General features: G+C 51.7%; 17 protein-coding genes and 1 pseudogene. 5 read left to right on the top strand and 13 right to left on the bottom strand.

The genetic code is table 11. The features are described from left to right. Positions 1-20 precede the first annotated feature (20 nt). Both nagK and cobB read left to right on the top strand, forming a co-directional pair. Positions 21-932: an N-acetylglucosamine kinase gene (gene nagK, locus AC5JPW_RS05335; protein WP_494238686.1), complete on the top strand. Its 912-nt coding sequence runs from the start codon at positions 21-23 to the stop codon at positions 930-932. Between the two features lie 15 nt (positions 933-947). After that, entirely contained in the window at positions 948-1,769 is an 822-nt protein-coding gene (cobB, locus tag AC5JPW_RS05330) for a Sir2 family NAD+-dependent deacetylase (RefSeq protein WP_494238684.1), read from the top strand. A 46-nt stretch (positions 1,770-1,815) separates the two neighbouring features. Here the strand turns inward: cobB and potD are convergent, their stop codons facing one another. The 4 genes from potD to potA are packed head-to-tail and all read right to left on the bottom strand — an operon-like array spanning position 1,816 to position 5,644. Then, positions 1,816-2,862, bottom strand: coding sequence for a spermidine/putrescine ABC transporter substrate-binding protein PotD (potD, locus tag AC5JPW_RS05325; protein WP_494238682.1), 1,047 nt, complete (start codon positions 2,860-2,862; stop codon positions 1,816-1,818). A 16-nt stretch (positions 2,863-2,878) separates the two neighbouring features. Continuing rightward, positions 2,879-3,670, bottom strand: a complete 792-nt coding sequence (potC, locus tag AC5JPW_RS05320) for a spermidine/putrescine ABC transporter permease PotC (RefSeq protein WP_494238680.1) — start codon at positions 3,668-3,670, stop codon at positions 2,879-2,881. Further along, positions 3,667-4,524 (bottom strand): spermidine/putrescine ABC transporter permease PotB, encoded by an 858-nt coding sequence (gene potB / locus AC5JPW_RS05315; protein ID WP_494238678.1) that lies wholly within the window; start codon positions 4,522-4,524, stop codon positions 3,667-3,669. Before potB ends, potC begins: the two co-directional genes overlap by 4 nt. Continuing rightward, positions 4,508-5,644, bottom strand: a complete 1,137-nt coding sequence (gene potA, locus AC5JPW_RS05310) for a spermidine/putrescine ABC transporter ATP-binding protein PotA (RefSeq protein ID WP_494238676.1) — start codon at positions 5,642-5,644, stop codon at positions 4,508-4,510. The genes potB and potA overlap by 17 nt, the downstream gene beginning before the upstream one ends. Positions 5,645-5,915: 271 nt before the next feature. Here potA and pepT point away from each other — a divergent pair, with 271 nt between their 5' ends. Then, positions 5,916-7,136 (top strand): peptidase T, encoded by a 1,221-nt coding sequence (gene pepT / locus AC5JPW_RS05305; RefSeq protein WP_494238674.1) that lies wholly within the window; start codon positions 5,916-5,918, stop codon positions 7,134-7,136. 46 nt (positions 7,137-7,182) lie between these two features. Here the strand turns inward: pepT and AC5JPW_RS05300 are convergent, their stop codons facing one another. The 9 genes and pseudogenes from AC5JPW_RS05300 to rluE form a co-directional block, all read right to left on the bottom strand. Beyond that, positions 7,183-8,304 (bottom strand): ribosomal protein uL16 3-hydroxylase, encoded by a 1,122-nt coding sequence (locus AC5JPW_RS05300; protein WP_494238672.1) that lies wholly within the window; start codon positions 8,302-8,304, stop codon positions 7,183-7,185. Positions 8,305-8,393: 89 nt separating this feature from the next. Then, positions 8,394-9,857, bottom strand: a complete 1,464-nt coding sequence (gene phoQ, locus AC5JPW_RS05295) for a two-component system sensor histidine kinase PhoQ (RefSeq protein ID WP_494238670.1) — start codon at positions 9,855-9,857, stop codon at positions 8,394-8,396. A 5-nt stretch (positions 9,858-9,862) separates the two neighbouring features. Continuing rightward, entirely contained in the window at positions 9,863-10,537 is a 675-nt protein-coding gene (phoP, locus tag AC5JPW_RS05290) for a two-component system response regulator PhoP (protein WP_494238669.1), read from the bottom strand. Positions 10,538-10,672: 135 nt separating this feature from the next. Next, a pseudogene (purB, locus tag AC5JPW_RS05285) lies at positions 10,673-12,044 on the bottom strand (adenylosuccinate lyase). 19 nt (positions 12,045-12,063) lie between these two features. Further along, a complete protein-coding gene (hflD, locus tag AC5JPW_RS05280; RefSeq protein WP_494238667.1) occupies positions 12,064-12,693 on the bottom strand; it encodes a high frequency lysogenization protein HflD in 630 nt (209 codons plus the stop codon). 34 nt (positions 12,694-12,727) lie between these two features. Continuing rightward, positions 12,728-13,870 carry a tRNA 2-thiouridine(34) synthase MnmA gene (gene mnmA / locus AC5JPW_RS05275; protein ID WP_494241137.1) on the bottom strand — a complete coding sequence of 381 codons (1,143 nt, stop codon included), beginning with the start codon at positions 13,868-13,870 and terminating at the stop codon, positions 12,728-12,730. An 88-nt stretch (positions 13,871-13,958) separates the two neighbouring features. Further along, positions 13,959-15,908 carry a methyl-accepting chemotaxis protein gene (locus tag AC5JPW_RS05270; protein WP_494238665.1) on the bottom strand — a complete coding sequence of 650 codons (1,950 nt, stop codon included), beginning with the start codon at positions 15,906-15,908 and terminating at the stop codon, positions 13,959-13,961. A gap of 332 nt (positions 15,909-16,240) precedes the next feature. Further along, the gene (locus tag AC5JPW_RS05265; protein WP_494238663.1) at positions 16,241-16,687 is read right to left on the bottom strand and encodes an NUDIX hydrolase; all 447 of its coding nucleotides are present in this window, start codon (positions 16,685-16,687) and stop codon (positions 16,241-16,243) included. 17 nt (positions 16,688-16,704) lie between these two features. After that, positions 16,705-17,355, bottom strand: a complete 651-nt coding sequence (rluE, locus tag AC5JPW_RS05260; protein WP_494238661.1) for a 23S rRNA pseudouridine(2457) synthase RluE — start codon at positions 17,353-17,355, stop codon at positions 16,705-16,707. Positions 17,356-17,471: 116 nt separating this feature from the next. On the opposite strand from rluE, the gene icd reads away from it, so the two are divergent. After that, positions 17,472-18,722 (top strand): NADP-dependent isocitrate dehydrogenase, encoded by a 1,251-nt coding sequence (icd, locus tag AC5JPW_RS05255; protein WP_494238660.1) that lies wholly within the window; start codon positions 17,472-17,474, stop codon positions 18,720-18,722. Between the two features lie 361 nt (positions 18,723-19,083). Further along, the gene (locus AC5JPW_RS05250) at positions 19,084-19,938 is read left to right on the top strand and encodes a glycosyltransferase family 32 protein (RefSeq protein WP_494238659.1); all 855 of its coding nucleotides are present in this window, start codon (positions 19,084-19,086) and stop codon (positions 19,936-19,938) included. Positions 19,939-20,143 lie beyond the last annotated feature (205 nt).

The raw sequence follows: 20,143 nt of genomic DNA, 5'->3' as shown, positions 1-20,143 counted from the left end.
CGGGTTAACAAGGAGAGGCGATGTATTACGGATTTGATATCGGCGGCAGCAAAATCGCGCTGGGGGTATTTGATGATACCCGACGTTTGCAATGGGAAACGCGTGTCGCCACCCCAAAGGACAGTTACGACACCTTCCTGAACACCATCGCGCAAATGGTTGCCGAAGCGGATACCCGCTTTGGCAGTCAGGGTAGCGTTGGCATTGGTATCCCCGGTATGCCGGAAACCGCCGATGGCACCTTATATGCCGCCAACGTACCCGCTGCCAGTGGGAAACCGCTGCGTCGTGATCTCTGTGCATTGCTGGATCGCGATGTCCGCCTTGATAACGATGCCAACTGTTTTGCCCTCTCCGAAGCCTGGGACGATGAGTTTCGCCAGTATCCGCTGGTTATGGGGCTGATTCTGGGCACCGGTGTCGGTGGGGGACTGGTGGTCAACGGCAAGTCTGTCACCGGGCGCAGCTACATCACTGGTGAGTTTGGGCATATTCGCCTGCCGGTGGATGCCCTCGCCCTGATGGGATTCGATTTCCCGCTCACGCGTTGCGGCTGTGGCAAGCTGGGCTGCATCGAAAATTATCTTTCGGGTCGTGGCTTTGGCTGGCTTTACCACTATTTTTACGGTGAAGCACTCGCTGCTCCCGAGATCATTGCTCGCTGGGAACAAAAAGATCCGCGGGCAACTTCCCATGTCGAACGTTATGCTGACCTGCTAGCCGTCTGTCTTGGCAATATACTGACGATTGTGGATCCTGATTTAGTGGTTATCGGCGGCGGTTTGTCGAATTTCTCTGCATTGACTACCCTGTTAGCACAGCGACTCCCTCCGCATCTGCTGCCTGTTGCCCGCGTCCCCCGCATTGAGTGTGCGCGTCATGGCGATGCAGGCGGTATGCGCGGTGCAGCGTTCCTTCACCTTACTGATTAGTCCTGAGAGGATGATATGCAGTCTCGTCGGTCACATCGTCTCAGCTGTTTTCGCCGTAACAAACGCCGCTTGCGTGAGCGCTTACGCCAGCGGATATTCTTTCGAGACATCGTGGTGCCCAAAGTGATGGATAAACCGAGAGTCGTGGTACTGACCGGCGCGGGAATTTCCGCTGAATCCGGGATTAGAACATTCAGGGCTGCAGATGGCCTGTGGGAAGAGCATCATGTGGAAGATGTGGCAACCCCGGAAGGTTTTGCCCGTAACCCGCAACTGGTGCAGTCATTTTACAACGCCCGCCGCCATCAGTTGCAGCAGCCAGAAATCGCCCCCAATGCCGCGCATCTGGCGCTGGCGAAACTGGAAGAGGTACTGGGCGATCGTTTTTTACTGGTGACGCAAAACATCGACAATCTGCATGAGCGTGCAGGCAATAAGCACATTATTCATATGCACGGTGAATTGCTGAAGGTGCGCTGCTCGCAAAGCGGGCAGGTGCTGGAGTGGACGCAGGATGTGACGCCAGATGATAAATGTCACTGCTGTCAGTTCCCCGCACCCTTACGTCCCCATGTGGTCTGGTTCGGTGAGATGCCGCTCGGCATGGACGAGATTTACCATGCTCTCTCGATGGCGGACGTGTTTATTGCTATTGGCACGTCGGGGCATGTTTATCCTGCTGCCGGATTTGTCCATGAGGCCAAACTACATGGTGCGCATACCGTCGAGCTGAATCTGGAGCCAAGCCAGGTGGGCAGTGAGTTTGAAGAGAAACAGTACGGGCTGGCGAGCGCAGTGGTGCCGGCGTTTGTCGATAAGCTGCTGAAAGGTCTTTGAAGTAAGGGCTCTCCCCTGCGGAGGAGAGCCGTAGAAACGTAATGATTTAACGACCCGCTTTCAACTTCTGATAATACTCTTCATAAATCGCACTGGCGCTGCCGACATCGTTCTGCCATTCCCCTTTGCTGATAGTTTCAGCATCCGGGTAGAGCGATTTATCGTTGGCAACCTCCGGGCTCAGTAACTTACGTGCGGCAAGGTTAGGCGTCGGGTAACCGATGGTTTCCGCCACCTGTTTCGCTACATCCGGGCGCAGCAGGAAGTTAATCAGCTTCAGTGCACCCTCTTTGTTTTTGGCATTCGCCGGAATGGATAAGCTATCCATCCAGAAAATACCGCCTTCTTTCGGCCAGATGACTTCAAGCGGCGTCCCGTTCTGGCGCGCCACGTACGCTGAGCCGTTCCACACCATGCCGAGATTCACTTCACCTTCCATGTACGGGTTTGCCGGGTTATCGGAGTTAAACGCTGCCACATTGGGCATCAGCTTTTTCAGCTCGTTATAAGCGGCTTCAATCTCTTTCGGATCGGTGGTATTGCCAGAAAGCCCCAGTTTACGCAGCGCCATCTGGAACACTTCACGTGCGTCATCGGTCAGCAGCAGACTGCTTTTGTATTCCGGTTTCCACAGATCCGCCCAACTTGTCACCGATTTAGGATCGATTTCATCGCTGTTGATGCCAATGGCTGTCGCTCCCCAAATGTAAGGAATGGAGTAGTCATTATTCGGGTCGAAGGGCTTGTTGAGCATCTCAGGATCGAGATTGTGGAAGTTGGTCAGCGCCGTTTTGTCGATCTTCTGGATCATCCCCTCTTTGCGCATTTTATCCACAAAGTAGGTAGACGGGACGACCAGGTCATAAGCACCGTCTTTATAGGTTTTGAGCTTGGCATACATGGTTTCATTGGACTCGTAAGTCGAATAAATCACCTTGATGCCGGTCTCTTTCGTGAACTGTTCCAGCAGGCCTGGCGGCACATACTCTGTCCAGTTGTAGAAGTAGAGTGTTTTACTGTCGTCCGCATGCGCCGCGCTCATTCCCAATGCCAGAGCGCCCGCAGCGAGCAGGTGGCGTGACCATTTAATCATTTAACGTCCCCTGTGTTTACGCCTGGCGAGCCAGGCTTTTGGTTTTATCACGCGCTATCAACTGGCTGGCAATTACCAGCACCAGTGACAGCACCAACAGAATGGTCGCCAGTGCATTCACCTCGGGTGAGACACCGACCTTAACCATGGAATAGATTTTTAACGGCAGAATTTCATACCCTGGACCTGTCACAAACGAGGAGACAACAACGTCATCCATCGACAGGGTAAAGCTGAGCAGCCAGCCTGCCGCGACGGCGGGCATTGCCAGGGGCAGAATGATTTTGCGCAAAATAGTGATTTCGCTGGCCCCCAGGTCTTTCGCCGCTTCAAGCATGCGCACATCAAAACCTTTCAGCCGGGAGTAGACGGTGACCACCACAAAGGGCAGGCAAAAAGTGATGTGCGAGAACAGTAATGACCAGAATCCCAGTTGAACGCCGATCAGCATGAAGAGGACCAGCAGCGAGATAGCCATCACGATATCCGGCGACATCATCACCACAAACAACATGCCGCTGACAAAGGGCTTACCGCGAAAACGGTAGCGATAAAGCGCCACCGCTGTCAGAGCGCCAATCAGCGTTGCAAAGGTTGCCGACAGAATGGCCATCGTCAGAGAGTGCTGGGCGGCCTGTACCAGGCTGTCATTGTTTATCAGCAGGTTGTACCAGTCTGTGGTAAAGCCTTGCCAGTTAATGCCAAATCGCGAACGGTTAAAGGAATTCACAATCAGAATGATGATCGGAATATAGAGGTATGCATAAATGGCGGTCATAAAACCACCGCGAAGCAGTCGACCGATCATTCCAGCTCCCCCTTGTTATTCAGCAAGCGTGACGCACGCCAGTAAACCAGAAGTAACAGTCCCATAATGACGGTCAGCATAATGCTGGTGGCGGAGCCAAACGGCCAGTCGCGGATATTAAGGAACTGGCTTTTAATCACGTTACCAATCAGCAGGTTTTTCGCGCCGCCCATCAGATCCGAGACGTAGAACAATCCCATGGCTGGCAGCAGGACCAGCAGGCAACCGGCAATAATGCCCGGCATCGTCAGCGGAATAATGATGCGAATAAAAGTCTGTAACTTGCTCGCGCCGAGGTCTTTTGCTGCTTCCAGCAAAGGTTTATCCAGCTTTTCAATGCTCGAATAGAGCGGCATCACCATAAAAGGCAGCAGGATATAGACCAGGCCAATGATCACCGCAGCGGGTGTGAACATTATCCGTATTGGCTCATCAATGACGCCGAGCCACAGCAAAAAGGTATTCAGATACCCTTTGGTGCTGAGGAAGATTTTCAGGCCATAAATTCGGATAAGCGAATTCGTCCAGAAGGGGACTATTAACAGGAAAAGCAGCAGAGGGCGCACTTTTGCAGGCAGTTTCGCCAGAAACCAGGCAAATGGATAGCCTAGCAGCAGACAGGCGAGGGTCGCCAGTACGGCCATATTCAGCGAATGCAGCAGGACGTCAAAATAGAGCGGGTCCAGCAGTCGCGTATAGTTATCCAGCGAAAAGACCATCGCCACGAAATGGGTATCGTCACGGGTCAAAAAGCTGGTGACGATGATCATCAGGTTGGGCAAAAAGACAAACAGCACAAGCCAACCGACGATAGTGGCAATCACCACATTCTGGAATTTACTTGTGCTCTTCATCTGCCAGTACGACCTCCCAGCTTTCTACCCAGGTGATGGCCATTTTCTGGTCCAGCGAGTGGTCAAAGTCGGGATCGTCTTCGTTGAAGAACTCACTGACCAGCACCATCTTGCCGTTCTCCAGCTCAACAACTGACTCAAGCGTCATCCCTTTGTAGTTACGCTCGCGAACATAGCCTATTAGCCCTTCTACGTGGCTGGCATCGTTGATCTCTTCGACTCGCAGATCTTCCGGGCGCAACAGAACGTGAAGTGATTGACCCTTCTCAACAGCGAAGTCGACGTAAATATTGCATTCGCGGCCTTCGACGCTTGCTCGCACCCGGTGTTCATCGAGACGTTCAATCACGGTGGCATCGAAGTTGTTGATTTCACCAATAAAGCTGGCCACGAAGAGGTTTTTCGGTTCTTCGTAGATTTCGCGCGGGGTACCGTCTTGTTCGATTTTGCCGTCACGCATCACCACGATGCGGTCTGACATGGTCAGCGCTTCTTCCTGATCGTGGGTGACAAATACAAAGGTAATACCGAGTTTACGTTGTAGCGCCTTGAGCTCGTTCTGCATCTGTTTACGCAGTTTGTAATCCAGCGCAGAGAGCGATTCGTCAAGGAGCAGAAGACGGGGTTTATTCACCACGGCGCGGGCAATGGCAACGCGCTGTTGCTGACCGCCGGAGAGCTGATGAGGCTTACGCTGTGCGAAGGCGTCAAGTTGCACCATCTTCAGCGCATCCGTGACGCGCGGGCCAATTTCGGCTGCAGGTGTTTTTTGCATCCGCAGGCCAAATGCCACGTTTTCATACACGGTCATGTGCGGAAAGAGGGCGTAGCTCTGAAAGACAGTATTGACGTGGCGGTGTTCGGCGGGCACATCGGTGATATCACGTTCATCAAGGCGGATATGACCGGCATCGACATTTTCCAGCCCGGCAATCAGGCGTAAAACCGTGGTTTTCCCGCAGCCGGATGGCCCCAGTAGCGTGATAAATTCGCCGTTATTAATGGTGAGGTTGAAATCAGAAATGACAGTTTTGCCATCAAAGCCTTTGCTTATCCCGGCCAGTTGTACCAGCGGAGAAGGCGAACGCGAGTGTGTAGTCAATTTTTTACGCTGTCCCATATAAACGCATCGGATGACGTTCCGGATGCGGGGTTTGTGATTAACCACCTTAGGGTCTGACACATTGATAGAGGCCTGGCATTCTACGGCAAACCCTTGAAATCGCCAATTGTTGTTGCGTTTTTGCTGCGCAAAAGCTGCGTTATTCGCTACCTTTATTGAGCAGGGCAAAAATGAAAATATTCTCGTTTAGGGGATAAAAGTGACCTGACGCAATATTTGTGTTTTCGTGCTTACTGATAATGTTGTCACATTAAGTGAGGGTGGCTGCATGGAAAAATTATTAGAGCGTTTTTTACAGTACGTCGCGCTGGATACTCAGTCAAAGCCCGGCGTCCGCCAGGTTCCCAGCACCGACGGGCAATGGAAGCTCCTGAACTTGCTCCAGCAACAGCTTGAAGAGATGGGGCTCGAAAACGTCATACTGAGCGATAAAGGCACGGTGATGGCTAAGCTGCCATCAAACGTGGCGAAACCTGTTCCGGCGATTGGGTTTATTTCTCACGTGGACACGTCACCTGACTGCAGCGGGAAAAACGTCAACCCGCAGATTCTCGAAAACTACCGAGGTGGTGATATCGCGCTGGGCGTAGGCGATGAAATACTCTCGCCGGTGATGTTCCCTGTACTGCATCAGTTGCTCGGTCAGACGCTGATTACCACTGACGGTAAAACGTTGCTTGGCGCGGACGATAAAGCCGGCGTTGCGGAAATCATGACTGCGCTGTCAGTGATGATTAAAAACAAAATTCCGCACGGTGACATCTGTGTGGCCTTCACCCCGGATGAAGAAGTAGGTAAAGGGGCGAAATTCTTCGACGTTCCGGCCTTTGGTGCAAAATGGGCGTATACCGTTGACGGTGGCGGGGTCGGGGAACTGGAGTTCGAAAACTTCAATGCTGCGTCATTGACCATCAAAATCGTCGGTAACAATGTGCATCCGGGAACGGCCAAAGGCGTGATGGTGAATGCGCTAACGCTGGCGAGCCGCATCCATGCACTGGTCCCTGAAGAAGAAAGCCCGGAGCAGACCGAAGGGTACGAAGGGTTCTACCATCTCACCAGCATCAAGGGGACCGTTGAGCGTGCCGAGATGCACTACATCATACGCGACTTTGACCGCAAAGCCTTTGAAGCACGTAAACGTAAAATGATGGAGATTGCCAAAAAGGTCGGTAAAGGGCTGCACCCGGATTGCTACATAGAGCTCATCATGGAAGACAGCTATTACAATATGCGCGAGAAGATTGTCGAGTATCCGCATATTCTCGAGCTGGCGCAGCAGGCGATGCGGGATTGCGATATTGAGCCGCAGATGAAGGCCATTCGTGGCGGCACCGACGGTGCGCAGCTCTCCTTCATGGGATTACCCTGCCCAAACATCTTTACCGGCGGTTATAACTACCACGGCAAACACGAGTTCGTGACCCTCGAAGGCATGGAGAAAGCGGTGAAAGTGATCGTGCGTATCGCAGAATTGACCGCGAAGTAAGTATTGGACAATGTCCCGGAGGCCGAGCGCCTCCGGGACATGAAAATCAATCCTCGAAGAACCAGTAGCCGCTGTTGACCAGCGCAGCCAGCATCGCCAGGAATGACGGGTCTTCCAGTGCATCACCGAAGGCTTCGCCGCTCAGGACGATATGGTTAGCCAGCGCGTCCAGTGCCGGACGGTGCGGAGAGTTAACGCGCTCGCCGTTGACAAACACTTCTCCTCCGATGCGTAACACGCGCAGTCCACCTAAGCGAACCAGTTTGTCACCTTGCTGGAGAGCATCATAGATTTCATCCGGCTGATAAGGTGGTTCTGGCGGGGTAATATCCAACTCGTGACGCGTCTGAGTAATAAATTCGCCAATCCACTCATTGAAATGCTCTGGCTGATTAATCAGATCCAGCATCATCTGGCGCAGTCCGTCCAGTTCCTGCGGCAGCACGTCTGCCGGGTGCTCGCGGGAAGGTAAATTCGGATCGGTATAGCGCAGACTGCCCAGCTCACGTTGCAGAACATAATCGGCGAAACCACTGATCAACTCCCGTCCACTTGGCGCACGGTAGCCGACTGAGTAGTTCATTGAGTTTTCCAGCGAATAGCCTTCATGTGGGAATCCTGGCGGAATATAGAGAATATCGCCGGGCTCCATCTCTTCATCAATGATGGCGTCAAAAGGATCAACCTGCAGCAGATCCGGGTGCGGGCAGTGCTGCTTCATAGGCGTTTTTTCGCCAACACGCCAGCGACGACGGCCAGTGCCCTGAATAATAAACACATCATACTGATCGAGATGAGGACCGACTCCGCCACCAGGTACCGAGAACGAAATCATCAGATCATCGGTGCGCCAGTCGGGCAGGGCACGGAAGGGGCGCATCAGCGCAGCAGTAGGTTCGTGCCAGTGGTTAACTGCCTGGACCAGCAGTGACCAGTTGCTCTCACCTAAGTGATCGTAGCTTTCAAAAGGACCGTGGCCGACCTGCCATTTGCCGTCGAGGTGGCTGACCAGACGGCTGTCCACTTCATCTTCCATGGCCAGCCCGGCCAGTTCGTCAGGGGAAATCGGATCGATAAACTGCGTGAAGCCGCGCTTTAACAGTACCGGGCGTTTTTGCCAGTAGCGTTCAATGAATTCCGGCCAGTTAAGATTGACGTTATAGTCCATGTTCGTTCCCCAAACGTTTGTTTGAGTCGGAGTATAACGGATGCATAACAGCCTGCGTGCGCTACGTAACGTAATTTTAACTGAATGTCTTAATTATCGCCGTTTGGCGGTTGTTGGCGGCCAAAAACGGCTTCCATTTTCGCACCACCAAGCAAACTCTCCTGCGTGATGATTTGCCCATCGTACTGCTCGACAATTTCCCGTGCTACGGTTAACCCCACACCCTGACCTGGGCGCAATGTATCGGCACGCTGACCCCGATCAAAAACAGCTTCACGCATGGTATGCGGAATACCCGGACCATCGTCTTCGATAATAATGTGCAGATTATCGTCTGTTTGCCGTGCTGAGACTTCGACAAACTCCAGACAGTATTTGCAGGCGTTATCCAGCAGATTGCCTATGACTTCCATGAAGTCATTTTTCTCGCCGACAAAACTGATTTCCGGTGAGATATCGAGGCTGATATTCACCCCTTTGCGCTGATACACCTTATTCAGTGCTGAAGTGAGGCTATCCAAAAGGGGTGCGACGGGGTGTAACTCCCGGCTGAGTAATCCGCTGCTGCCGCGCATGCTGGCGCGATGCAGATAATAGCCAATCTGCTGCGAGATACGGCTGATCTGCTCCAGCATCACCGGTTCGGCTTCGCTGACGCTCAGTTTCTCACTGCGCAATGAACGCAGCGTGCTTTGCAAAACAGCTAATGGCGTTTTCAGACTGTGGGTAAGATCGGTCAACGTAGTGCGGTATTTGTCGTAACGCTCACGTTCGCTTTTCAACAGGCGGTTGAGGTTCCGCACCAGGCTTGTCAGCTCACGGGTGGTGGCCGGGTTGAGATTCTCGCGATGGTGCTCTTCGAGTTCGCGAACCTCTTTTGCGAGTGCCTCGATAGGGCGCAGACTCCAGCGTGCAGCCAACCATAGCAGAGGGATCACCAGCAAGAGATTGGCGGTTAAGACATAGATAAACCAGCTCCACACCATCCATGAGCGCTTGAGTTCGATAGGAATAGTGTCAATCACCACAATGGTTAATTGTGGCATTCGCGCCGTGGCAGGGTAAAGGTTCACCGCCACTGAGTGGGTCATCTCAGAATTATTATCATCTTCACGGATAGCGTTAAATTGCTGTTTTACCGATTCGTCATTGTGCACCAACGTGCTGGAGTCATCGACATCCGCTTCTATTTCCTGGAAACCATCCGCTTTTAGCCAGGAGGGGTCAACGCGATTTGCCAGCCAGGGGACATCACGCTGTACCCAAAGCAAGTTACCGTCTTTATCGTAGATCAATGCGATGGTCGGGCTTTGCAGATCAAGATTTTCCGGAAGATCAACGCTGAGTTTGTTGTTCTCCCATTTCGCCAGGGTATAGAAGAGGTTGCTTTCGCCGCGCAGCAGCCGGAAGGTGGTTTTGTCGAAACTGACGCTGTAACCCACCAGGGCAACCATACCGTAGGCCAGTGACAGCACCAGCACGACGGCGGCGGTTGCCAGTAAAAAGCGAACGCGTAATGAGAGGGGGAAAAAATGGCGTAACAAGCGCTTCATTTTTCTCATTTTGGCAATTCGAACAGATAGCCCTGACCACGCACTGTGGTGATCACTTCGCTGGGATAGAGCGCCTGAATTTTTTTACGCAGACGGCCCATCAGCACATCAATAGTATGGCTCTCGCGCAGTTCGGCATCGGGATAAAGCTGGAGCATCAGCGAATCTTTGCTGACTACTTTTCCGTTATTACGGATAAGCGTCTCCATAATGGTGTATTCAAATGCGGTCAGTTTCACCGCTTCGTCGTTAATCGACATCTCCCGACGGGAGAGATCAACCTGGAACGGGGGCATGGAGATAACCTGCGAGGCCAGGCCGCTATTACGGCGCATTAGCGCCTGCATGCGGGCAACGACTTCTTCAATATGGAAAGGTTTGGTCACGTAGTCATCAGCACCGGCGCTCAAAACTTCAACTTTGTCTTGCCAGCCTTCACGGGCCGTCAGCACTAAAACCGGTAAAGAGACGTCATGATTGCGCCAGCGGCGTATCAGAGAGAGGCCGTCTTCGTCCGGCAAGCCGAGATCGACAAGGGCGATATCGGGTAAATGTTCATTAAGAAAATAATCGGCTTCCTTTGCATCTTCCGCCGCATCCACCTGATGACCAAGATCCTGTAACTGGACTTTTAGATGGTGACGTAAGAGAGCATTATCCTCCACAACGAGTACGCGCATCGTATGAATTCTCCTGACTTTTTTCGATACATTGAGTGTAACGCTGATTGTCTTGTGTCAGGGATAAACATTTATTAAACCGGGGGGAAGGAAACCCTCTTTTCGGTCGAAAAGAGGGTTAAAGCAGGAAAATCGTTATTTCAGTTCATCAACCATGGTGATGGCACGACCAATATAGTTGGCAGGGGTCATCGCTTTCAGGCGGACTTTTTCATCTTCCGGCAGGGCCAGACCGTCGATAAACTGTTTCATACCTTCGGCATCAATGCGCTTGCCGCGAGTCAGTTCTTTCAGTTTTTCGTACGGTTTCTCGATGCCATAACGGCGCATCACAGTCTGGATCGGCTCTGCCAGAACTTCCCAGTTGTGATCCAGTTCGTCCAGCAGACGCTCGCGGTTCACTTCCAGTTTGCTTACGCCTTTCAGCGTTGACTGGTAGGCAATCAATGCGTAGCCCACACCCACGCCCAGGTTGCGCAGTACGGTGGAGTCCGTCAGGTCACGCTGCCAGCGGGATACCGGCAGTTTGCTTGCGAGATGCTGCAGCACGGCATTGGACAGGCCCAGGTTGCCTTCGGAGTTTTCGAAGTCAATCGGGTTAACTTTGTGCGGCATGGTGGAAGAGCCAATCTCACCAGCAATGGTTTTCTGTTTGAAATGGTTCAGCGCCACGTAGCCCCACACGTCACGATCGAAATCGATCAGGATGGTGTTAAAGCGTGCCATACAGTCAAACAGTTCAGCGATGTAGTCATGCGGTTCGATCTGCGTGGTGTACGGGTTCCACTGAATACCCAGGGAAGTCACAAACTCTTCGCTGAACTGATGCCAGTCAACTTCCGGGTACGCGGCGATGTGTGCGTTGTAGTTACCGACAGCCCCGTTGATTTTGCCCAGGATTTCAACCTGATTGAGCTGACGGAACTGACGCTCCATACGGTAGGCAACGTTAGCCATCTCTTTGCCCAGGGTCGACGGCGTAGCCGGTTGACCGTGGGTACGGGAGAGCAGAGGGATATCACGGTACTGAACGGCCAGATCTTTCACCGCATCAATCAGCTGACGCCAGTACGGCAGGATCACTTCGTCACGCGCAGTTTTCAGCATCAACGCGTGAGAGAGGTTGTTGATATCTTCTGAAGTACAGGCGAAGTGGATGAACTCAGAAACAGCGTGTAATTCCGCCACATCTGCCACTTTCTCTTTCAGGAAATATTCCACCGCTTTTACGTCATGGTTGGTGGTGCGCTCAATCGTTTTGATGCGCGCCGCGTCTTCTTCGCTGAAATCAGCGACGATTTTATCAAGGAAACCGTTTGCGTCATCAGCAAAAGCAGGAACTTCCTTGATCGCTACGTGTGACGGCCAGTTTTTGTAACCAGCGTACTTCGACTTGTACACGAAATTTCAGCAAACCGTATTCGCTGAAAATCCCGCGCAGCGCGCTGACTTTATCGCCGTAGCGTCCATCGACAGGGGAAACGGCGGTCAGTGAGGATAATTCCATAGTTCAGAACTCCGGGAGGTTAACAATGAGCAAGAATTTGTTTGGCCTGAGTGGTCAGGCGACTACGAGAAAACATTAACTGCAAGCGACCGCCGCCCACCTGATGCCACAATACGGCGGCACGAATACCTGCGAGCAGCGAGGCACGGACTTTCGCCTGCACCTGCGAGCTTTGCAGGACGGCAGGGGAGCCAGTAACCTGAATACGTGGCCCCAATGGGCTAATGACGTCCACATAAATAGCTGCCATGGCGCTGAGCAGTGTGTCGGACTGGAGGTCAAAATGGTCAAGCTGGCGTTGCAGGCCGGAAATGCGGTCACCCAGGGTGTCCATTGCCCCTTTTTGCGCTGCAAGTTTGCGCTCCAGCACCATCAGGCTAAGAGTATAGCGGGTCAATTCGGCATTGAGACCCTGGCGGCTGCTGGCATTCAGCACCCCCAGCAGTGTTTCCAGTCCAAGACGCAGGTTGGTTTCACTGCCACCAAAAACGCTGAGCGTCGAGTCCGGATTTAAATCAATCACACTGTTCAGTGAGACATGGAGTGCATCCGCGTCACAATGTCCCTGATGCGCCAGTTGTTGCACCAGACGGGCTGACTGGCAAATGCCCGCCAGTGCCAGGGTGATATCATAATAATTCTTCGCCACACTCGCTCCTTGATTCGCTATCTCTTATCGCCAATTAAACCGGCAGCGGTAAACGCTGTTCGATGATACCGCCGCCCAGGCAGATTTCGCCGCTGTAGAAGACAGCAGACTGCCCTGGTGTCACCGCGGCGACCGGTTCATCAAAACGGACTTCAATACGATCGGCATCCAGTGCGGTCACGGTGCACGGAATGTCGGTCTGACGATAACGGGTTTTAACAGTACAACGCAGCGTGCCAACCAGCGGTTCGCGGTCAACCCAGTGCAGCTGTTGGGCAATCAGCCCGACGGACATCAGACGCGGGTGCTCATGACCCTGCGCGACGACCAGAATATTTTTTTCAACGTCTTTATCGACCACGTACCACGGGTCTTCTGACCCCTCTTTGGTACCGCCAATGCCCAGACCTTTACGTTGACCCAGAGTGTGATACATCAGACCCTGGTGCTGACCAATCTCTTCGCCGTCAACGGTGAGGATTTTTCCCGGCTGAGCTGGCAGGTAGCGGCCTAAAAATTCGCGGAATTTGCGCTCGCCGATAAAACAGATACCAGTGGAGTCTTTTTTCTTCGCGGTAATGAGATCAAGCTCTTCCGCGATTTTACGCACTTCAGGTTTTTCCAGTTCACCGACCGGGAACAGGCTTTGTGCGATTTGGTCAGAACTGAGGGTATACAGGAAGTAGCTCTGATCTTTGTTGCCGTCGAGTCCACGCAGCAGCTGGCTTTTGCCGTCAACATCTGCACGACGCACGTAGTGACCGGTCGCAATATAGTCTGCGCCCAGATCTTCAGCCGCGAATTCGAGGAAGGCTTTGAATTTGATCTCTTTGTTACACAGAATATCCGGATTTGGCGTGCGTCCGGCTTTGTACTCTTCAAGGAACAGTTCAAACACGTTGTCCCAATATTCTGCGGCAAAGTTAACGGTATGCAGCTCAATGCCGAGCTTGTCACAGACGGCTTGCGCATCGGCAAGATCGGCTGCTGCGGTGCAGTATTCCTCGCCGTCGTCTTCTTCCCAGTTCTTCATGAACAGGCCTTCGACCTTATAACCCTGTTGCAGCAACAGCCAGGCAGAAACGGAAGAATCGACACCGCCGGACATGCCGACGATCACTTTTTTTGGGCTATCAGACATAGAATACTCACGACATTGAACTTCAAGGCGGCGTATTCTATCACGCACTCGCCGCTCAGGCACCCCCTCTGCGAAACCCACTCAAAAAGCGGGAGCCTGAGGTACAGACTCCCGACCATTTAGACTATGCGGCTTTGTCGTCGAGGCTGAACTGTTCCACGCTCTGGGCGAGCTGCTGCGCTTGCTCTTCGAGAGAGCTGGCCGCTGCCGCCATCTCCTGGACCAGCGAGGCGTTTTGCTGAGTGACGCCATCCATCTCGTTCACAGCAATCGTCACCTGCCCGATGCCTTTGGCCTGCTCATCGGAGGCGCTGACGATTTCATTGATGATGGTCTGCACGGAATTGACCGCCTGGGTCATCTCCTGCATGGTTTTCCCGGCGTCATTCACCAGCTGCACACCCGTTTCAACGCGTTGGCTGGACTCTTCAATTAACGCGGCAATCTCTTTCACCGCATTGGCGCTGCGCTGAGCCAGATTACGCACTTCTGAGGCGACAACCGCAAAGCCGCGACCCTGTTCACCGGCACGTGCAGCTTCAACCGCAGCATTAAGGGCGAGGATGTTGGTCTGGAAGGCAATGCTGTTGATCATGGTGGTGATGTCGCTGATTTTCTTCGAACTGTCATCGATCTGCGCCATGGTTTTGACCACCTGGCTGACCAGCGCCTCACCGCGGCTGGCAATTTGCGTGGCATTTGCGGTGAGTTCCGTTGCATGGTGGGCATTACTGGCGTTGTGTTTCACGGTGGCACTGAACTGCTCCATACTGGCGGCCGTCTGCTCCAGTGCCGCTGCCTGCTGCTCGGTACGCGAAGAGAGGTTGATGTTACCGCTGACTATCTCACCCGCTCCCTGGCGTACAGAGTCGCTGGCATCTTTAATCTGCCCCACAATCTGCCGCAACTGGGCCTGCATGGTATGAAGAGCATAGAATAGACTCTTACGGTCGCCGGATTTCACATCGATAACATTATCCAGTTTGCCATCGGCGACGGCCAGCGCAATGGTTGCCGCTTCCAGTGGCTCACCGCCAATCGGTTTAAGCACTTTACGATTAAAGACAATACCCAGAAGCGCACTTACCAGCAGGATGCTTATTACCATCAGAATAATGGCGTTCATCAACTGACGGTTGGCGGCTGCCATCACTTGACTGACCGGCGCAACCACGCCCAGATACCATTTGTCCGGGCTGTTACCGATGGATACTGGCTGCCAGGTAACTAACGCATCTTCACCCAGTATGCTATCCGGTTGTTCAACCACGCTGGTGCTGTAATCATGCGTTTCGCCAGGATAAGGCTTGCTGGTCAGGCTCTTATCAGGGTATGAAATCACCTTTCCGGCGGAAGAGAGCAGCATGGCATAGCCACCGCCTTCCCAGGGTTTAATCTGGTTCACTTTTGCCTGCAACGAGGCAAGAGAGATGTCGGAGGTGATGACGGCCTGCAATTTGCCATCACTCACAATAGGTGCTGCTACGGAGGTCAACAACGTGGGTACGCCGTTATACGCATAGCTATAAGGCTCAATCAGCGTATCTTTCTGAGATTTTTGTGGCAGTAAATAATAATCCCCCTGACCTGGCGTCTGGTAAGAGGTAAGCGGGTGAAGTTTGAAGGTGCCTGATTGATCGCGATCGACGAAGAACGCGTATCGGCCTTTCGGTGCCTGGCCGGGCTTATCTGCAAAATCAGCATCGCGGCCATCGAAGGCATTTTCTTCAAAAATGACGGAAACCGAGAGATAGTCAGGGTTATCACGCAGTGCATACTCAAGCATTTTGTCGGCAACTTTGCGATCGGTAATACCGGCACCAGGCAAAGAAATCAGGCTATGCCCGAGGTTGTGCGCCACGTCGCGGGCGTAATTAAGTTCCTGCTGGATCTTTAGCGCTTCTGACTGTGCGATTTGCTGCAGGTAATTTTCGGCCAGCGTTTTTTGCTCATTGCTGGACTGCCAGCTCAGAACACCAATCGTCACCACAAACCCGAGCGTGATGGTCAATGCACCCGTCAGCAACATTTGTGCGCGGGTACTCATTTTCTTTTGAACGAATTGTCTGGCCATTGCGGCTCCTGTGCTCTCAACCTTTAAACGTCATTCAACCGTCCCTGAATGGAAAGCCTCCATCAGGGGTTCTATCGGCGTATGAAATTTGATCTTTAATTGTTAAAAAGCAGAATTCATGGTGCGAAAATGTTCAATGCAGACGTTCTGCAGAAGAGTGAGGTTTAAAGGTGCAAAAGGGGTGAAATAATCCTCTGCCCGGAGCGATGTAATTCAGCATGTTAAGCTTCTGTTAAATGTTTTTAACTGATGCTTAAAAGTGTCATAAAAAGAGAAGAGGTGGCGAAGAAGGGGCTCAAAGCCGTCAGGGCAACGGCTCTGAGCATGACCTATTAAAAAGGCCAGTTATAGGCCCCAATCATTGATAACGGGTAACGTTCACCGCTTTGCCAGCTACGAATACTTTCGGCCACTAAGGGGGATCGCAGATTAGTGGCATCAAGGATCTCATCGGCGCTGACCCACAGGCAGCGGTCAATATCGCTGTCATGCGGCTCTGTCGCGCAGATCTCATCAAGTTCTATCGAGAACAAAAAGCGCAGGAATGGCGTTTTGTCCGGCGCTATCCACTGGTGCATACGAACAAACGCGTCCGGCGTGGCGCGAATACCGGTCTCTTCCCATAACTCTCTTTGTGCGGCTTCCAGCAGGGTTTCATTGGCTTCAAGGTGACCTGCAGGTTGATTCCACAAGGCTTTGCCACTGATGGTCTCTTCCACAACTAAAAACTTACCCTCAGCATGTACGATACAGGCAACGGTGACATGGGGTTTAAACATGTTTGTTTCTCCTTGAATCAGAGGGCATCACGCCATTCACCGCTGGCTAACGTGTCCAGGGTGTAATGACCCATAGCGTAGCGGATAAGACGCAGTGTCGGAAAGCCCACGTGCGCCGTCATGCGACGTACCTGGCGATTCCGTCCTTCATAAAGTGTGATTTTCAACCAGCAGGTAGGAATCGATTTTCGCTCGCGAATGGGGGGATTGCGCGGCCATAGCCACTCGGGCTCTGCCACACATTCAACGCCAGCAGGGAGCGTTGGGCCATCATTAAGTGTTATGCCTTCACGCAGCGCTTTTAACGCGTCTTCACCTGGTTCACCTTCCACCTGTACATAGTAAATTTTCCCGGTGCGTTTACCCGGCTGCGTCAGTTTTGCCTGCAATACGCCGTCATTGGTTAACACCAGCAACCCTTCGCTATCGCGATCCAGACGACCAGCTGCGTATACATTCTGTACAGTTATATAATCTTTGAGCGTGCTGCGACCTGCTTCGTCGGTAAACTGAGGCAAAACATCGTAGGGTTTATTGAACAAAATCACCCGTTTTGGCTCGCTTTCACGTTCAGGCTTAGTGGCTTGTCGTGAGCTGAATCGCTTAAGGTGGTGATTTCTATCAGAAGTTTTCTTCATGGTATTTTCAGTAGTTATCATTTGCAGCATTATAACTGAATCATGATTGCCTTTCATGGCACCCAACTATCGGGTAGTATTGATGGGCTAATTACAATTCATTAACAAAAATCAGTAACAACCAGAAGCGCTCGAAGGAGAGGTGAATGGAAAGCAAAGTAGTTGTTCCGGCGGAAGGTAAGAAGATCACCCTGCAAAACGGCAAGCTGAACGTTCCGAATAACCCGATTATCCCGTTCATTGAAGGCGACGGAATCGGTATCGACGTTACCCCTGCGATGCTGAAAGTGGTCGATGCCGCTGTGGAGAAAGCCTATAAAGGCGAGCGTAAAATTTCCTGGATGGAAATTTACACCGGTGAAAAATCTACCCAAATTTATGGCCAGGACGTCTGGCTGCCTGCTGAAACCCTCGATCTTATCCGTGAATACCGTGTTGCCATCAAAGGCCCTCTGACCACGCCAGTTGGCGGCGGCATTCGTTCTCTGAACGTGGCTCTGCGTCAGGAGCTGGACCTGTACGTGTGTCTGCGCCCGGTACGTTACTACCAGGGCACGCCAAGCCCGGTTAAACACCCGGAACTGACCGACATGGTTATCTTCCGTGAAAACTCTGAAGATATTTATGCGGGTATCGAGTGGAAAGCTGACTCCGCTGAAGCAGAGAAAGTGATCAAATTCCTGCGCGAAGAGATGGGCGTGAAGAAAATTCGCTTCCCGGAACATTGCGGCATCGGTATTAAACCGTGTTCTGAAGAAGGGACCAAACGTCTGGTGCGCGCAGCGATTGAGTATGCGATCACCAACGACCGTGACTCCCTGACCCTGGTTCACAAAGGCAACATCATGAAGTTCACCGAAGGCGCGTTCAAAGACTGGGGCTACCAGTTGATTCGCGAAGAGTTCGGCGGTGAGTTGATCGACGGCGGCCCGTGGCAGAAGATCAAAAACCCGAACACCGGCAAAGAGATCATCATTAAAGATGTGATCGCCGATGCGTTCCTGCAACAGATCCTGCTGCGTCCGGCTGAATACGACGTTATCGCTTGTATGAACCTGAACGGTGACTACATCTCCGACGCCCTGGCAGCCCAGGTTGGCGGTATCGGCATTGCTCCGGGTGCTAACATCGGTGACGAGTGTGCGCTGTTCGAAGCGACCCACGGTACTGCACCGAAATATGCGGGTCAGGACAAAGTGAACCCAGGTTCCGTGATCCTGTCTGCTGAGATGATGCTGCGCCACCTGCAGTGGTTTGAAGCCGCTGACCTGATCGTTAAAGGCGTTGAAGGCGCAATCGCGGCCAAAACCGTGACTTACGATTTCGAACGTCTGATGGAAGGCGCTAAGTTGCTGAAATGTTCAGAATTTGGCGACGCGATCATCAAGAACATGTAATCCAGTTTCTGGGTTAAAGAAGAACGGGAGCCAATTGGTTCCCGTTTTTTTATCCTGAGAAGTCACGGGAGTGAGACGTATCGCCAGCCATACGTACTCGACCGCCGGAGCATCTTTTTTGACACTGCTGAAGAGCAGTCCCTTGTTCATCTTCACATATTTTTCCGCCACTTCTTATTTCTGCATCTGCAACCTTACCCACAAATCGTTGTCGAACATGACAGACAATTCATTCCAGAGAAATCCGTTGGCTAAATTCCTGCGGAGCGTTAATGCTTATGTCATAGAACATGAATACATTTATCTGATAGTTATGATTTTTATGCATTTTTACGTACTGACGTTTATGATGGCAGGATAAATGATGAGAAACATACCCAAAAAAATTCATCAGATATATACCAAGGGTGCCGATGCGCTCCCTGATGAAATTCATGCGTCTATTGTCGATTTGTGTAAGCGCAATCCCGACTGGGAATATCATTTTTATGATGATAATTGCATTGTTGATTATCTCGAAAAAAATTATGAGCCAGAAATACTTAATCTTTATTCTGAAATCAACCCTCAATATGGCGCGGCCCGGGCAGATTTTTTCCGCTATCTCCTGATGTATAAAGAGGGGGGGATTTATTTAGATATTAAAAGCTCATGCAGTAAGCCGCTCGATGACATCATTCCAGATGAGTGCGATTTAATGGTCTGCAACTGGGATAACAAACCCGGTGGCAGTGACAATAACATGGGCAAGCATCCGGTATTATGTTTCCTGAAGAATGGCGAATATCAGCAGTGGAATATTATTGCGGCGCCCCATTCACCTTATCTTAAAGCGGTCATCGACGAAGTTGTGATGCGGTTGAAAAGCTACAAGCCCTGGCGCTATGGGGTAGGGATGCAGGGCGTACTACACACTACCGGGCCTGTTCCGTTCTCTTTGGGGATTGAAAAAGTCGAGAAATGTAAGGGGTTTCATCTCAAAGAGAATCATCGCAATGTGGGGCTGATTTATCGTAATGTGAATTCGAAAGTTATGAAGCTTATTAGCCGCGATCACTACAGCAGGTTACGTGAACCTGTGGTGTTACTACACGGAGCCGATAAGATAATATATCAAATATGGTTATACTGTGTTTTCCCATTCTGGCGTTTGCGCAAAAACACACTCAATGAAACGAGAAAGGTGATGAATAAGCTAAAGTCGTGGGCGACGTGAAGTCAGACAAAAGAAAAACTGGCAGCTTCGACACCAAAACTGCCCGGAATAAAGTAGAAAATGTTAAATCGTATGTCCATCACTTGTGCACTTTATAACCTTTGTCTGCGAAACGTTCCAATGGATTTTTTGCAGGGTCATGATTCATAAAATTGATGAGTGCGGTATTAATCCATCTTGATATTGTTTTGTGCACGCTATCTAA

The organism is Phytobacter sp., assembly GCF_059074235.1.
The sequence above is the reverse complement of the archived record's forward strand: the minus strand, read 5'-3'. Positions and strand labels throughout refer to the sequence as shown.

What these genes read in the sequence shown, in the direction of transcription:
- nagK (WP_494238686.1), top strand. Translation starts at nt 21, where the DNA reads ATGTATTACGGATTTGATATCGGCGGCAGCAAAATCGCGCTGGGGGTA.
- cobB (WP_494238684.1), top strand. Translation starts at nt 948, where the DNA reads ATGCAGTCTCGTCGGTCACATCGTCTCAGCTGTTTTCGCCGTAACAAA.
- potD (WP_494238682.1), bottom strand. Translation starts at nt 2,862, where the DNA reads ATGATTAAATGGTCACGCCACCTGCTCGCTGCGGGCGCTCTGGCATTG.
- potC (WP_494238680.1), bottom strand. Translation starts at nt 3,670, where the DNA reads ATGATCGGTCGACTGCTTCGCGGTGGTTTTATGACCGCCATTTATGCA.
- potB (WP_494238678.1), bottom strand. Translation starts at nt 4,524, where the DNA reads ATGAAGAGCACAAGTAAATTCCAGAATGTGGTGATTGCCACTATCGTC.
- potA (WP_494238676.1), bottom strand. Translation starts at nt 5,644, where the DNA reads ATGGGACAGCGTAAAAAATTGACTACACACTCGCGTTCGCCTTCTCCG.
- pepT (WP_494238674.1), top strand. Translation starts at nt 5,916, where the DNA reads ATGGAAAAATTATTAGAGCGTTTTTTACAGTACGTCGCGCTGGATACT.
- AC5JPW_RS05300 (WP_494238672.1), bottom strand. Translation starts at nt 8,304, where the DNA reads ATGGACTATAACGTCAATCTTAACTGGCCGGAATTCATTGAACGCTAC.
- phoQ (WP_494238670.1), bottom strand. Translation starts at nt 9,857, where the DNA reads ATGAAGCGCTTGTTACGCCATTTTTTCCCCCTCTCATTACGCGTTCGC.
- phoP (WP_494238669.1), bottom strand. Translation starts at nt 10,537, where the DNA reads ATGCGCGTACTCGTTGTGGAGGATAATGCTCTCTTACGTCACCATCTA.
- AC5JPW_RS05270 (WP_494238665.1), bottom strand. Translation starts at nt 15,908, where the DNA reads ATGGCCAGACAATTCGTTCAAAAGAAAATGAGTACCCGCGCACAAATG.
- AC5JPW_RS05265 (WP_494238663.1), bottom strand. Translation starts at nt 16,687, where the DNA reads ATGTTTAAACCCCATGTCACCGTTGCCTGTATCGTACATGCTGAGGGT.
- rluE (WP_494238661.1), bottom strand. Translation starts at nt 17,355, where the DNA reads ATGCTGCAAATGATAACTACTGAAAATACCATGAAGAAAACTTCTGAT.
- icd (WP_494238660.1), top strand. Translation starts at nt 17,472, where the DNA reads ATGGAAAGCAAAGTAGTTGTTCCGGCGGAAGGTAAGAAGATCACCCTG.
- AC5JPW_RS05250 (WP_494238659.1), top strand. Translation starts at nt 19,084, where the DNA reads ATGATGAGAAACATACCCAAAAAAATTCATCAGATATATACCAAGGGT.